At 71.6% G+C, this 14,394-nt stretch carries 11 protein-coding genes; 6 read left to right on the top strand and 5 right to left on the bottom strand.

Annotation, left to right across the window (positions count from 1 at the left end):
* Window positions 1–21: 21 nt before the first annotated feature.
* From ccrA to K9S39_RS10670, 3 genes are all read right to left on the bottom strand, one after another.
* Window positions 22–1,359, bottom strand: a complete 1,338-nt coding sequence (ccrA, locus tag K9S39_RS10680; RefSeq protein WP_248863121.1) for a crotonyl-CoA carboxylase/reductase — start codon at window positions 1,357–1,359, stop codon at window positions 22–24.
* A 403-nt stretch (window positions 1,360–1,762) separates the two neighbouring features.
* Window positions 1,763–2,560: a TetR family transcriptional regulator gene (locus K9S39_RS10675; RefSeq protein WP_248863120.1), complete on the bottom strand. Its 798-nt coding sequence runs from the start codon at window positions 2,558–2,560 to the stop codon at window positions 1,763–1,765.
* Between the two features lie 139 nt (window positions 2,561–2,699).
* The gene (locus K9S39_RS10670) at window positions 2,700–4,520 is read right to left on the bottom strand and encodes a 3-hydroxyacyl-CoA dehydrogenase family protein (protein ID WP_248863119.1); all 1,821 of its coding nucleotides are present in this window, start codon (window positions 4,518–4,520) and stop codon (window positions 2,700–2,702) included.
* A 396-nt stretch (window positions 4,521–4,916) separates the two neighbouring features.
* On the opposite strand from K9S39_RS10670, the gene K9S39_RS10665 reads away from it, so the two are divergent.
* Entirely contained in the window at window positions 4,917–5,558 is a 642-nt protein-coding gene (locus K9S39_RS10665) for a HEAT repeat domain-containing protein (protein ID WP_248863118.1), read from the top strand.
* A gap of 51 nt (window positions 5,559–5,609) precedes the next feature.
* Here the strand turns inward: K9S39_RS10665 and K9S39_RS10660 are convergent, their stop codons facing one another.
* Complete coding sequence (locus K9S39_RS10660) at window positions 5,610–5,831, bottom strand: GNAT family N-acetyltransferase (RefSeq protein WP_248863117.1); 222 nt, start codon at window positions 5,829–5,831, stop codon at window positions 5,610–5,612.
* Between the two features lie 98 nt (window positions 5,832–5,929).
* On the opposite strand from K9S39_RS10660, the gene K9S39_RS10655 reads away from it, so the two are divergent.
* Together K9S39_RS10655 and K9S39_RS10650 are read left to right on the top strand one after the other, a co-directional pair.
* Window positions 5,930–6,748, top strand: coding sequence for an SDR family NAD(P)-dependent oxidoreductase (locus K9S39_RS10655; protein ID WP_248863116.1), 819 nt, complete (start codon window positions 5,930–5,932; stop codon window positions 6,746–6,748).
* Window positions 6,749–6,847: 99 nt separating this feature from the next.
* Window positions 6,848–7,204, top strand: coding sequence for a MerR family transcriptional regulator (locus tag K9S39_RS10650; RefSeq protein ID WP_248863115.1), 357 nt, complete (start codon window positions 6,848–6,850; stop codon window positions 7,202–7,204).
* A 13-nt stretch (window positions 7,205–7,217) separates the two neighbouring features.
* Here K9S39_RS10650 and K9S39_RS10645 read toward each other — a convergent pair whose 3' ends face one another.
* Window positions 7,218–8,231 (bottom strand): Rv2578c family radical SAM protein, encoded by a 1,014-nt coding sequence (locus K9S39_RS10645; protein ID WP_248863114.1) that lies wholly within the window; start codon window positions 8,229–8,231, stop codon window positions 7,218–7,220.
* Between the two features lie 201 nt (window positions 8,232–8,432).
* Between K9S39_RS10645 and K9S39_RS10640 the strand changes: the two genes are divergently transcribed.
* The 3 genes from K9S39_RS10640 (at window position 8,433) to K9S39_RS10630 (ending at window position 14,366) form a co-directional block, all read left to right on the top strand.
* Window positions 8,433–8,876 (top strand): SRPBCC family protein, encoded by a 444-nt coding sequence (locus K9S39_RS10640; protein WP_248863113.1) that lies wholly within the window; start codon window positions 8,433–8,435, stop codon window positions 8,874–8,876.
* A 252-nt stretch (window positions 8,877–9,128) separates the two neighbouring features.
* Window positions 9,129–11,675 (top strand): MFS transporter, encoded by a 2,547-nt coding sequence (locus K9S39_RS10635; RefSeq protein WP_248863112.1) that lies wholly within the window; start codon window positions 9,129–9,131, stop codon window positions 11,673–11,675.
* Between the two features lie 144 nt (window positions 11,676–11,819).
* On the top strand, window positions 11,820–14,366 hold the full coding sequence (locus K9S39_RS10630; RefSeq protein ID WP_248863111.1) for a SpoIIE family protein phosphatase: 2,547 nt from the start codon (window positions 11,820–11,822) through the stop codon (window positions 14,364–14,366).
* Window positions 14,367–14,394 lie beyond the last annotated feature (28 nt).

Genomic DNA, 14,394 nt, shown 5'->3' with positions numbered 1-14,394 from the left:
ACTGACCCGTATCCTCGTGGTTCAGGCGTTCCTGAACCGGTTGATGGCATCGAGGTGCTTGGCGCGCATCTCCTCGTCGCGCACGCCCATCCCCTCCTCGGGTGCGAGCGCCAGCACTCCGACCTTGCCCTGGTGCAGGTTGCGGTGCACGTCGTACGCCGCCTGTCCGGTCTCCTCAAGGGTGTAGGTCTTGGACAGGGTCGGGTGGATCTTGCCCTTGGCGATCAGGCGGTTGGCCTCCCACGCCTCCCGGTAGTTCGCGAAGTGCGAGCCGACGATCCGCTTCAGCGACATCCACAGGTAGCGGTTGTCGTACTCGTGCTGGTAGCCGGAGGTCGAGGCGCAGGTGACGATGGTGCCGCCCTTGCGGGTGACGTAGACGGACGCGCCGAAGGTCTCCCGTCCCGGGTGCTCGAAGACGATGTCGACGTCCTCACCGCCGGTCAGCTCACGGATCCGCTTCCCGAAGCGCTTCCACTCCTTGGGGTCCTGGGTGTGCTCGTCCTTCCAGAACCGGTAGCCCTCGGCGTTGCGGTCGATGATCGCCTCGGCGCCCATCTTCCGGCAGATCTCCGCCTTCTGATCGCTGGAGACCACACAGATCGGGTTGGCGCCGCCGGCCAGCGCGAACTGCGTGGCGTACGACCCGAGTCCACCGCTGGCACCCCAGATCAGGACGTTGTCGCCCTGCTTCATCCCGGCGCCGTTACGGGACACCAGCTGGCGGTACGCGGTCGAGTTGACCAGTCCCGGTGCCGCCGCCTCCTCCCAGCTCAGGTGCTGGGGCTTGGGCATCAGCTGGTTGGACTTGACCAGCGCGATCTCGGCGAGGCCGCCGAAGTTGGTCTCGAAGCCCCAGATCCGCTGCTCGGGGTCGAGCATGGTGTCGTTGTGCCCGTCGGAGGACTCCAGCTCGACGGAGAGACAGTGGGCGACGACCTCGTCGCCGGGGCCCCAGGCGTTGACGCCGGGGCCGGTACGCAGCACCACGCCGGCCAGGTCGGAGCCGATGACGTGGTACGGCAGGTCGTGCCGCTTGGCGAGCGGGGAGAGGCGGCCGTAGCGCTCCAGGAACCCGAACGTCGACATCGGCTCGAAGATCGAGGTCCACACGGAGTTGTAGTTCACGGAGGAGGCCATCACGGCCACCAGCGCCTCACCGGGCCCGAGCTCGGGCACCGGCACATCTTCGACGTGCAGCGATTTGCGGGGGTCCTTCTCCCGGGCGGGAAGGCCTGCGAACATCTCGGCCTCGTCCTTGTGCACGGTCACCGCGCGGTAGGACTCGGGGAGGGACAGGTTGGCGAAGTCTTCGCTCTTGCTGTCAGGCGCGAGGATCGCGTCCAGGATTTCATTCACGGTGTGCCTCCGGCGAAGCGCGTGAGGGAACGGCTTGAGGGAACGTCGGGGTGGTGCGGAGGTGGTGCCGTCGGTTCGGCCGGGGTGGCTCCGTTTCCGCCGTCTCTGTGGTGGTCGCAGAGCCGTCGGCCGCGGGGCCTGGCAGCGCGGGTGGCGCGGAAAATTGCCTGTGACGCAGGCGTCCGGGCGGGCGGGCCACAAGTGGCTTGCTGGGACAGCCGGCGCACGAGGGTGCTTTGCGCGCCGGCCGCCCGGACACCCTCAAGGTATGACACCGCGTGCCAGGCGGCAAGACACTGAGTGCCAGGAATTTCTCTCAGCTGAAACCTGCCGGTCACATCTGAGCGATGATCGTTCATGTGGGGGCGGGCCGGCGGGCCCGCCGGGCCCGCCAGCGCCCCGGTCAGCGCTTCTTCAGCGCCCTCTCGATGGTGCGCATGATCTCGTCCAGCGGTGCGTCCGTGCGGGCCACCGTCACCAGGACCTCGCCCTCCCGGGAGACGGTCGCCGGGGGCTCGCCGGTGAGGGCGCGGCCCGCGCCGATGCCGGTGCCGAAGGTTTCCCGGACGATCTCGAAGGCGTGGTCGAGCTGGGCCTCGACATCGCCCTGAGCGCCGGCCCGCAGCCAGCGCCGCAGTACGTGGTTGTGCGCGGTGACGACGGCCGACGCGGCGACCTCGGCGAGCAGCGGATCGTCGTCGCCCTCGCGGTGCGCGCCCTCGTCGAAGTGGCCCAGGAGGTAGCGGGTGAAGAGGCGTTCGTAACGGGCCACCGAGGCGATCTCGGCCTCGCGGAGCGTGGGGACCTCACGGGTCAGGCGGTAACGGGCCACGGACACGGCCGGTGCGGCCGCGTACATCCGCATGACCTCTTTGATGCCGCGGCAGACCGTGTCGAGCGGGTTCTCGTGCTGCGGGGCGGCGTCCAGGACGGCCTCGGCGCGTACGAGGGTGTCGTCGTGGTCGGGGAAGATCGCCTCTTCCTTGGAGCGGAAGTGGCGGAAGAAGGTGCGCCGGGCGACGCCCGCGGCGGCCGCGATCTCGTCGACCGTCGTCGCCTCGTATCCCTTGGTCGCGAACAGCTCCATCGCCGCCGCCGACAGTTCGCGGCGCATTTTGAGCTTCTGGGCGGCCGCGCGGCGGGCGCCGGGAGTGCTGGTGTCGGGTGCGTCGGACGGCTGCGTGCGAACGGGCTGGGACATGTGGGGACGGTACTGCATATTGCCGCGGCCCGCGGTATTCGGTGCCGTCTCCGCCCCCCTGACCTGGGGCGGACCGCCGGATGGTGCCAGCAGTCCGCCCCACGCCGCCCCGGCTCCCGGCCGGGGACGCCCCCACCCGTCAGCGCCTGGCGTACTCACGGAAGCCTCGGCCGGTCTTGCGGCCGAGGCAGCCCGCGGCGACGAGGTGCTCCAGCAGCGGCGCCGGGGCCAGCCCGGGGTCGCGGAACTCGGCGTGCAGCACCTTCTCGATGGCCAGCGAGACGTCCAGGCCGACGACGTCGAGGAGTTCGAAGGGACCCATCGGGTAGCCGCCGCCGAGCTTCATGGCGGCGTCGATGTCGTCCAGGGAGGCGTAGTGCTCCTCGACCATCTTGATCGCGTTGTTCAGGTACGGGAACAGCAGCGCGTTGACGATGAAACCGGCCCGGTCGCCGCAGTCCACCGGGTGCTTGCGGACCGTGGCGCAGACCGCCCGCACGGTGGCGTGCACCTCGTCCGCCGTCAGGACCGTACGGACCACCTCGACGAGCTTCATCGCCGGAGCCGGGTTGAAGAAGTGCATACCGATGACGTCCTGCGGGCGCGAGGTGGCGCGGGCGCAGGCGACGACGGGCAGCGAGGAGGTGGTGGTGGCCAGGACGGCACCCGGCTTGCAGACCTTGTCCAGGGTGGCGAAGAGCTGCTGCTTGACCTCCAGGTCCTCGGCGACCGCCTCGACGGCCAGGTCGACCTCGGCGAAGGAGTCCAGCGAGCCCGCCGGGGTGATCGCCGCGAGCGCGGCATCCCGTGCCTCCGCGGCCAGCCGCCCCTTGTCCACGGACCGCCCCAGCGACTTGGCGATCCTCGCCTTCGCCTTCTCCGCCTTCTCCAGGCTGCGGGCGGCCAGGACGACGTCGAAGCCCGCCTTGGCGAAGACCTCGGCGATACCGCCGGCCATCGTCCCGGACCCGGCCACGCCGACGCTGCGGACCGTACGGCCCGCAGCCTGCCCGCCGGCGGCTGCGGGGGTCTCCGCGTCCGGCACGACCGTGGCGCTCCCGGGAGCCTCGTACGTGTAGAAGCCGCGGCCCGCCTTGCGGCCGGTCAGCCCGGCTTCGGCCAGCTGCCCCAGGATCGGCGCGGGGGCGTGCAGCCGGTCATGGGAGTCGGCGTACATCGCCTCCAGGACCGTGCGGGCGGTGTCCACCCCGATCAGGTCGAGCAGCGCCAGCGGGCCCATCGGCAGCCCGCAGCCGAGCCGCATCGCGGCGTCGATGTCCTCACGGGTCGCGTACTTGGACTCGTACATCGCCGCGGCCTGGTTCAGATAGCCGAACAGCAGGCCGTCCGCGACGAATCCGGGACGGTCGCCGACCGCGATCGGGTCCTTGCCCAGGTCGCGGGCGAGCTCGGTGACGGCGGCGACCGCGGCCGGCGCGGTCAGCACCGAGGAGACCACCTCGACCAGCTTCATGGCCGGCGCGGGGTTGAAGAAGTGCACGCCGATCACCCGCTCGGGCCGCTGCGAGTCGGCGGCCAGCCGGGTCACGGACAGCGCGTTGGTGCCGGTGGCGATGATCGCCTCCGGTCGCACAACGCCGTCGAGCGCGGTGACGACCTGCCGCTTGAGCTCGTAGTCCTCCGGCACCACCTCGATGACGAGATCGGCGTCCGCGGCGGCCTGCAGATCGGGGAAAGTACGGAAACGGGCCAGGATGTCCTGCCGCTCCCGCTCCGTGATCCGCTCGCGTCGCACGGCGCGGGCGGTGGCCGATTCGAGGGCGGCGACGGCCTTGCGGGCCGCGCCGTCGTCGGTGTCGATACCGACGACCTCGCGGCCGGCCCGGGCGAGCACCTCGGCGATACCGGTGCCCATGGTGCCGAGGCCGACGACGGCCACGGTGGAAAGGGACAAGGGGGAGATATCAGTTGAGCGGTCTGGGGTGGACTGAGTGCCCATCGCGAGACTCCTGAGGGTGTTCCCCTGAGGGCAGGGGAGAGGTGACGACTGAGGAGCGTCCGCGCAGACGCGACGAGAGGCAGCGCGCGGCCGCAGGGAGCGGGGTGAGCCGCGGGAGGCCGCCGACCACTGCGGGCAGCGCCGGCGGTAGAGAAGACGCGACCGGCCCTGTCCCGGGGCCGAGCCGTACGCTCCGTGAAAAATACGGTGCTGTGCGGTGCCGAACCGACTTCACTCTTGGGCGGCTGCGTCACCAGGCCGCCCGAGCAGGGGTGCTGCTCGTGCCAGAAGGTTAACCGGTGGGTAACCAGAGCGCCAGGGGTAGTGGCCGTCATTAGGCTGTGGCGCAGGCCACGTCGCGCGAACCGCGGAGGCTCAGCGGGAGGGGAACGGTAAATGGAAGACGAATTCCACGAGTTGACGGACCGGGTGCGGGCCGAACTCCGCTCCCCGCAGGATCTGGTCGCCTACGAGCGGCTGCTGGGACTCGCCCGCAAGAACACCCCGGCCGGACGGGAGGAGCTGGCCCGCATACTGGTCGCCGTCGAACGGCCCCTGTGGGCCAGGGAGATCGCCGCCTTCGTCCTGGGCTGCGCCGGCGACAAGCGGGCCTTCGAGACGCTCGTGCTGCTGTTGAACTACCGGGACCCGGTGCGCTGCGCCACCGCCGCGCGCGCCCTGGCCCGGCTCGGCGACCCGCGCACCGCCCGCGCCGCCGCCGCACTCGCCACCAATCCCCTGCGTACCGCCTACGCCCTGCACCCCGTACGCCTGCTCGCCGAACTCCGCGCCCCGCAGTCCGTGCCGGCCCTGATCGCCACGCTGGAACGATTGCTCACCCCGCACAACCCGTACTGGCGGGTGGCCCTCGCCTGTGTGGAGGGCCTGGGAGCGCTGGGCGACCGCCGCGCCGTCCCCACCCTCACCGCCGCCGTCGCCCATCCCCGCCTGGCGGCCGCGGCGGCGGCTTCGCTGGCGCGGCTGGGGGTGCACGAGGACGTGGGGGACAAGGGGAGCAAAGCGAACAAGGGTGAGTGAAGAGGGTAAGGGTGGGTGACGGAGGCAGGGGTGAGGGCGGGACGGCAGCGGTCATGCTTCGGGTGGCGCGAACGGGCCGGATCCAGGGGGCAGCGGACACCAATAGCGCAGCTCGGGGGCGCTGATGCCACCCACCTCGTACGCCTCCTCCGACCCGTCCGGCGCCAATCCGGCCCGCTCGTAGAACCGCTGGGCGCGGGCGTTGCCCCGCACCACCCATAGACGGAGAGAGCGGAACCCGGACGCCCGTGCGCGCTCCATCCCTGCTGCCATCAGGGCGCCGGTCAAGGGAATTTTCGGCGCCCGGTGAGCCCCTCCGTCGGGTCGTCCGCTTGACCTTGACCCCAGAGGCAACGTTCGAGACTCCCGGCATGGAACACACAATGAGCGCCGGGCCCGAAACGTCCGGGCAGCAGAGCAGGGTCGTGATCGTCACCGGAGCCGGGACGGGGATCGGGCGTGCCACCGCCCGCGCCTTTGCGGCGGAAGGGGCGCGCGTGGTGGCGGTGGGGCGGCGGGCCGAACCGCTGGAGGAGACGGCGGCGGGGGCCGGGAGGCCGCGAACGGGTGCCGGGACGGAATCAGGGGGAGGGGAGATCATCCCGTATGCCGGCGACATCACCCCGGACGGCGCGCCGGACGAGCTCGTACGGCAGGTGGCCGGGACCTACGGGCGGCTGGATGTGCTGGTCAACAATGCCGGGGTGGTGGGCGACGGTGCGCTCGGCACCTACACCAAGGAGCGGATGGCTCCCCTGCTGGCGACCAACCTCGTCGCCCCGGTGCTGCTCACCCAGGAGGCCGTGCCGCATCTGGAGCGGACCGGCGGGGTGGTGGTGAACCTCAGCACCTCGGTCGGACAGCGGGCCTGGCCGGGCAACTCGGTCTATGCCGCGACCAAGACGGGCCTCGAACTCCTCACCCGTAGCTGGGCGGTGGAGCTCGCACCGCGCGGCATCCGGGTCGTCGCCGTCGCGCCCGGGGCGATCGACACCCCGATCGCCCTGCACCAGGGCTGGCCGCCGGAGCGGCGGAGGGCCCTGCGGATGTGGCAGATCGACCACACGCCCCTGGGGCGGATCGGCTGCCCGGAGGAAGTGGCCTGGGCCGTCACACGGCTCGCCGCGCCGTCCGCGTCGTTCGTGACGGGGGTGGTCCTCCCGGTCGACGGGGGAGCGGTGGTCGGCTGAGGCGGTCGGCGGTCGGCAGCCAGTGGCCGGTAGCTGGTGGTCGGCGGTGGCCCTGTCAGTGCTCGCTGGTAGAAACGGGCTCTGAGGGAAGGGGGCCCGGTGCGGATCGGGGAGCTGGCGCAGATCACGGGGGCGTCACCGCGCGCGCTGCGCAACTACGAGCGTGAGGGGCTGATCGCCTCGGAGCGGGCGGCGAACGGTTATCGCGTCTACGACGCCGTCGCGGTCATACGGGTGCGCAACATCAGGTATCTGCTGGACGCGGGGCTGACGCTCGCCGACGTCCACTGCTTCAGCCCGTGCCTGGACGGCGATATGAGCACCGCCCCGCCCTCACCCGAGGGTCTGCGTATCGCCCGCGAGCGCCTCGCCGTCATCGACGAGCGGATCGCTGCCCAGCTGGCGGCACGCGACCGGCTGGCGCGGGCCCTGGAGGCGGTTCCGGCCCCGTCGTAGCCGGTCGGTGGGGTCAGAGCAGGGTCAACTGAGTTGGTTCGGAAGGCGTGTCGGGTGTCTCGGGTGCGGTGATGTTGCGTGCCTCGCCGGAGCGGGCCGGCCCGATGCCGTATTCCGTGGCGAGTTCATGGACCTGGCGGGTGATACGGCGCTGGTACCACTTGGGGGCGTACGAGCCGTCGGCGTACATCCGCTCGTAGCGGCGCACCAGATGCGGGTGGTGGTGGCCGAGCCACGCCATGAACCATTCGCGGGCGCCGGGCCGCAGATGCAGGACGAGCGGGGTGACCGAGCCGGCGCCGGCCTCCGCGATGGCCCGGACCGTGGCACGCAGCCGGTCCGGGCTGTCCCCCAGGAAGGGGATCACCGGTGCCATCAGCACGCCGCAGGGGATGCCGTGCGCGGTGAGGGTGCGCACCACGTCCAGCCGGCGTTCCGGGGCGGGGGTGCCCGGTTCGACCGTGCGCCACAGATCCCGGTCCAGGAAGCCGACGGAGACGGAGATGCCGATGTCGGTGACGTCGGCGGCCTGCCGCAGCAGCTCCAGATCGCGCAGGATCAGCGTGCCTTTGGTGAGGATCGAGAACGGGTTGGCGTGGTCGCGCAGCGCCGTGAGGATGCCGGGCATGAGCGCGTAGCGCCCCTCCGCCCTTTGGTAACAGTCGACGTTCGTGCCCATGGCGATGTGGTCGCCGCGCCAGCGGCGGGCGGCCAGGTCGCGGCGCAGCAGCTCGGGGGCGTTGACCTTCACCACGATCTGCGAGTCGAAGCCGAGGCCGGTGTCCAGGTCGAGATAGCTGTGCGTCTTGCGGGCGAAGCAGTAGACGCAGGCGTGGCTGCAGCCGCGGTACGGGTTCACCGTCCATGCGAACGGCATCCGGGAGGCGCCCGGGACGCGGTTCACGATCGAGCGGGCGCGCACCTCGTGGAAGGTGATGCCGCGGAATTCGGGGGTGTCGATCGTCCGGCTGACGACGTCCGTGCCGAACAAGGCGGCCGGGCCGTCGCCCAGATTGTCCCAGCGCATCGGGCCTCCTTCTGCGTCCTGCCGGGAATCGTGCCGAGCCCCGGCGAGTCCCCGGCCTCGATGAGCCGAGTCCCCGGCCTCGATAAATAGAACACACGTTCCCTTCGGGTCTGTCAACCCGATTTTGGGCGGGCCGCCCAGTGGTGGTTGGCTTGGCGGCGCACCGCAGGACCGGCAGCCGACTACTGGAGGAAGACACACATGGGTCAGGTCGAGGCCACCACGCAGCGCGAGATCGCGGCGGACCCGGAGGACGTGTTCGACGCGCTCGCCGACTACAGCGGTACGCGCCAGAAGCTGCTGCCCGAGCACTTCAGCGAGTACGAGGTCCGCGAGGGCGGCGACGGCAAGGGCACCGTCGTCCACTGGAAGCTCCAGGCCACCAGCAAGCGGGTGCGTGACTGCCTGCTGGAGGTCGACGAGCCGACCGACGGGCAGCTGGTGGAGACGGACCGCAACTCCTCGATGGTGACCACCTGGGTCGTCACCCCGGCGGGCGAGGGCCGCGCCCGTGTCGTGGTCACCACCACCTGGCAGGGCGCGGGCGGTATCGGCGGCTTTTTCGAGCGGACCTTCGCGCCCAAGGGGCTCGGCCGGATCTACGACCGGATCCTTGCCAACCTCGCCGCCGAGATGGAGAAGTGAGCGCCGGCCGCTCCGTAACCAGCTTGAGATCTCGTCATGCTCACCGGTTCGGGTGGTTTCCGGTGAGCCGCGCTGCCCGGACCGCCGGGTGACCGCGTCGCGGAAACCCCTGATGGGCGCCCAATAGGCACCCCGGGCAACGTACTTGATGTCAGTTCCCGCCCCGCACGCTCGATTCGTCCCGCTTGATCGCTGTTGTCGCCCGATGCGAGAAATGGGCGCCGACAGCAGGCGTGATGAGGGGAGCAGTACGTGGGCGGGACCACCCTGAGAAAACAGGGCCGGCGGCCCGGGTCGCCCGCGCACGGGCCGGAACCCGATCCGGATCCCTGGGACGGCCCCGGGATCGACGGTGCCGCGTACATCCCCCTCGGCAAGGGCCGGGTCCGTACCGTCTTCGTCGGCCTGCTGCCGACGCTGCTGCTCACCGCCCTCGATCAGACCGTTCTCGCCATCACACTCCCGGACATCTCCGGTGAGCTCCACGGGCCGGACACCCTGTCCTGGCCGGTGACCTGCTATCTGCTGGCCTCGGCCGCCGGACTGCCGCTCTTCGGCAGGCTCGCCGATCTCTTCGGCCGCAAGGCCGTCTTCCTCATCGCGGTCGTGGTCTTCCTCGCCGGCTCGGCGCTCGCCGGCCGGGCGCACTCCATGGATGCGCTGATCATCTTCCGCGCCGTCCAGGGCACCGGCGCCGGCGGTGTGCTGATCGGCGCCCAGGCGATCATCGCCGGCGTCGTGCCGCCGCAGTCCCGCGGCCGCTGTATGGGCCTGACCGGCGCGGCCTTCGGACTCGCCCTCGCGGCCGGGCCGTTGGCCGGCGGCCTCTGCGCCGAACGCCTCTCCTGGCGCTGGGGCTTCTACCTCAACATCCCGTTCGGCGTCCTGACGGTCCTCCTCATCGCGTTCGCCCTCAGGCTGCCCAAGCCCCTCGACCGCCCCAAGGTGGACATCGTCGGCGCGCTTCTGCTGGTGGCCTTCTTCACCTTCCTTGCCCTGCTGGCGAGTTGGGGCGGCACGGAGTACGCCTGGGATTCGCGGGTGGTGCTCGGGCTCGCCGCGGGAACGCTCGGCACGGCCCTGCTGTTCCTCGCCGTCGAGCACTTCGTCAGCGAACCGCTGTTTCCGCTCCGGCTGTTCCGTGACGCCGTCTTCAACGTCACCGGCCTGGTCGGCGCGGCAGTCGGCCTCGCGCTCTTCGGCGCCGCCAGCTATCTGCCGGCCTTTCCGCGGATGACCGGCGGCAGCACGGCCCTCGCGTCCGGACTGCTGATGCTGCCCATGACGGTCGGCCTGGTGATCGCCTCGACCGTCTCCGGCCGGATCATCAGCCGCACCGGCCACTACCGGGTCTTCCCGATCCTCGGCTGTGCGGTGGCCGGCGAGGGGATGTGGCTGCTGTCCCGGATGGCGGAGGACACCTCCCGCGAGGTCCACAGCCTCTGGACGGGCATCCTCGGCCTCGGTATCGGCTTCGTCCTGCCGGTGCTGGTGCTCGCCGTGCGGAACTCCGTACGCCGTGCCGGCCCGGGTGCCGCCACCACCCGCCGCTGCTTCCGGCAGATCGGCGGCACCGTCGGCGCGACCCTCTTCGTCGCCTTCTTCGCCAACCGTCTCGCCGGGCAGTCCGCCCCCGCACCGTCCGTGGCCGGACGGCCGCCGGCCCCGGAGTCGATCACTCCGCAACTGGTGGACGCCCTGCCCGCCGCGGTGCGCGAGACCTTCGTCGCCGCGCAGCTGCTCAGCATGCCGCGGCTCTTCTTCTACCTCGTGCCGGTGCTCGTCCTGGGCTTCCTGTTCGCCCTCTTCCTGAAAGAGAACCCCCTGGTGTCCCACGCCTCTCACGCTCCGCAGGCCCCCCAGACCCCGCACACGCCCTACGGCGACCCCGAGAGCCCCGCCGCCGTACCACCGGCCCGGTCCGCCGCCTCCGCGGAATCGGCCGTCGCGTCGGACGCGTATGCCGCGTCCCCGAACCCCCACGGCTCCACGGCTGCCTACTCCCGCCCGTACGGCACCACCGGACAGCCCCCGACCCCGGCCGGCACTCCCGTGTGCGGCACCGTCCAGCATCACGACGGCACCACCGTCCCGCGCGCCGCGCTGACCCTCATCGACGTCGCCGGCCGGCAGATCGGCCGCGGCGCCACGGGCGAGGACGGGCGGTACGCGCTGAGCACCCCGGGCGCCGGCGCGTATGTGCTGATCGCGGCCGCCGGGGGTCATCAGCCGCAGGCGGTCAGCGTCACCGTCGGCGAGCGGCCGGTCGAGCTGGATGTGGTGCTCGGCGGCGCGGGCCGCCTCGCGGGGGTCGTCACCACCGCCGACGGCACACCCGTACGCGATGCCATGGTCACCCTCACCGACGTACGCGGCGATGTGGTCGCCACCACCCGCAGCGGACGCGAAGGCGCCTATGTCATCGGGGACTTGGTGGCCGGCGAATACACCCTCGCCTCCAGCGCCCCGGCCTTCCGGCCCACCGCCCTGCCGGTGTCCGTCCAGGCGTCGCGCGAGACCCGGCAGGACATCGAACTCGCCGGCGGCGCGGTCCTGCGCGGGACCGTCCGGGCCGGCGGCGGCCGCCCCGTCGAGGACGCCAGGGTCACGCTCCTGGACGTGGCGGGCAATGTCGTCGACACCGCCACGACCGGCCCCGACGGCCTGTTCCGTTTCGTGGACCTCTCGGCCGGCGAGTACACCGTGATCGCCGCCGGATATCCGCCGGTCGCCACCGTTCTGCAGGTGGCGGGCGGCGGACGCACCGAACGCGACCTTCAGGTCGGGCACGAGGACTAGCGAAGAGCAGCCGGGCGTCTCGGCGGAGGGGTGCGCGTTCGCGCCAGCGCACCCCCTATTCATGGAATGCGGCCCACCGCATTGCCCGGCAGCCGTACCGTGGTCGTGGTGGTGCAAGATCGGTGTACGAAGGAGCAACCGCCCATGGAGCGTGGCCAGTCGCACGGCGAGTACACCGTGAACGCCGCCGCCAGTGCGGCACCGCGGGTGCCCGCGCCACGGGGCCCCGTTCCCGGACGGATTCCGCTCGCCGTGGTCGTCGTGGGCGCGAACGGGCGGATCTCCCACTGGAGCAGCGGTGCGCGCAGGCTCTTCGGACCGAGCCGTGAGGAGGCCGTGGGCTCCTGCGTCCTCGATCTGCTGCCGGTGACCGGCGCGCTCGGCGGCAAAGAATGGAACGGGCGCCAGGACGGCCCCGAGGAGTGCCACGGCCCCGGCCTCGAAGCGTCGTTGGGCGGCGCGACGTCCTATCCCACGGCCGGCCGGGCCCGGATGGCCGCTGCAGGGGCCGCCGTGGCGGATGTGCTCTGGTGGGCGTATCCGCTCGTCGGGCCCGGCGAAGAGCGGCTGCTCGTACTCGCCGCGGACGCCGCCCAGGTGCCTGCCGAGAGCGAGGACGACGGCGGGGAGCGGCGCCGGTTCGCCCCCGCCTTCGCGCTGCACACCGAGCTTCCCGGCTCCGACGAGCTCGCCCGCCGGCTGCCGCACATCCTGCCGAGCATGAGCCCCCAGGAGAGCGCCCGGATCGTCGCCCAGGTACTGGAACTGGGCTATCCGGTGCTGGAGGTCAGCCGGCAGGAGCGCTTCCCCGTGACCCCCGACTGGGGTGTGCCGCGCCGTGTCGAGCGGCGCAACCGTCTGCTGCGCGCGGCCCGCGCGGTGGCGGACGACCCGCGGGCCGCCGCCGCGGCCGCCGCCGAGCTGGAGTCGGATCTCGAATACGCCGCGGTCCGCGAGCGGCTGGAGTTCCTCAACGAGGTCAGCGGCCGGATCGGCTCCTCGCTGGATCTGGCCCGCACCATCCAGGAGGTCAGCGAGGCCGTCGTCCCCCGGTTCACCGATGTCGCCGGCACCTATCTCCGCGAACAGGTCGTCGCGGGCGAGGGCTTCCCCGACGGGCCACCGGACGCGATGACCATGTGGCACCGCGTCGCGGTCGAGCACAACGACGAGCCGGGGCGCTGGGACGATGTCGTCCCGGTCGGCGAGTCGATGACGTTCCCCGTGCAGACGCCGTTCTTCCAGTGCATGACCACGGGGCAGCCGGTCCTGGTACCGCGGATCAGCGAGGAGATGGGCAACGCCATCGCCGCGCAGTTCGAGAAGCGTGACATCAGCCCACTGATCAACGGGCGGTCGCTGCTGGTCGTCCCGCTCAAGGCGCGCAATGTGGTCCTCGGCTTCATGATTCTGCTGCGCCATCCGGAGCGCACGGAATTCAACGACATGGACCGGGTGACGGGCGCCGAACTCGCCGCCCGCGCCGGGCTCGTGCTCGACAACGCCCGGATGTACACGTTCCAGGAGAACGTCGCCGAGACGCTCCAGGACAGCATGCTGCCGCATATCGCTCCCCGGATGGCCGGCTGTGACACCGCCACCCGCTATCTGCCCGGCACCCGCCTCGGCCGGGTCGGCGGCGACTGGTTCGACACCATCAAGCTGCCCGGGTCCAGGACCGCCCTGGTCGTGGGCGATGTGATGGGCCACGGGCTGAACTCGGCGGCGATGATGGGCCAGTTGCGGACCGCCGTACAGACCATGGCGGCGATCGACATGCCGCCCGCCCAACTGCTGCGCGGCCTGGACGACCTGGCCCAGCGGCTGGGCGACAACTACCTCGCCACCTGTCTGTACGCGGTCTACGACCCGATCGGGCAGCGGCTCACGATCGCCAACGCCGGGCACATCCCGCCCGTCCTGGTGCGTGCCGTGGACGGCCGCAGCGAGCTCCTCCGGCTCCCGACGGGCGCGCCGATCGGTGTCGGCGGGGTGCCCTTCGAGGCCGTGACGGTGCCGGTCGAGCCCGGTGACCGGCTCGTCCTGTGTACGGACGGCCTGGTGGAGGTGCGCGGCAGGGACATCGGGGCAGGGCTGGCGGCGCTCGCCGAGTCCGCCGCGCACCCGGCCGCCTCCATGGACGACGCCTGCGACGCGATCATCCGGGCGCTGAACGTCACCGACGACCGCAAGGACGATGTGGCGCTGCTGATGGCGCGGCTCAACGGCATCGCACCGGACGTGGTCGCCGAATGGCGCCTCGCCATCGATCCCCAGGAAGTCAGCCGGGCCAGGCGGTTGACGGGGAATCAGCTCGCTCGCTGGGGGTTGCACTCGTCCGTCGAGACGGCGCAGCTGATGGTCAGCGAGGTCGTCACCAACGCCGTACGGCATGCGCACACCCAGCATGTGGTGCTGCGGCTGGTGCACACCGACGCCCTGCTGTGCGAGGTCTCGGACGATGACCACGCGCTGCCGCAGTTGTTGAGCGCGGGCCCCGCCGATGAATGCGGGCGCGGGCTGCGGGTGGTGAGCCGGCTGGCCCGGGAATGGGGGACGAGCCGGACGTCCACCGGCAAGACGGTCTGGTTCGAGCAGTCGCTGCCGCGCGCCGGGCGTCCGCGGGTGCGCGCCGGGCGTCCGCAGGGGCGTGGCGGGGTAGAGACAGGTTGGGGCGCTGTGGACCCTTAGGGGAAATCCCGTAAGGGTCCACAGCGCC

The sequence above is a fragment of the Streptomyces halobius genome, from assembly GCF_023277745.1.
Taxonomy (GTDB): domain Bacteria; phylum Actinomycetota; class Actinomycetes; order Streptomycetales; family Streptomycetaceae; genus Streptomyces; species Streptomyces halobius.
The sequence above is the reverse complement of the archived record's forward strand: the minus strand, read 5'-3'. Positions and strand labels throughout refer to the sequence as shown.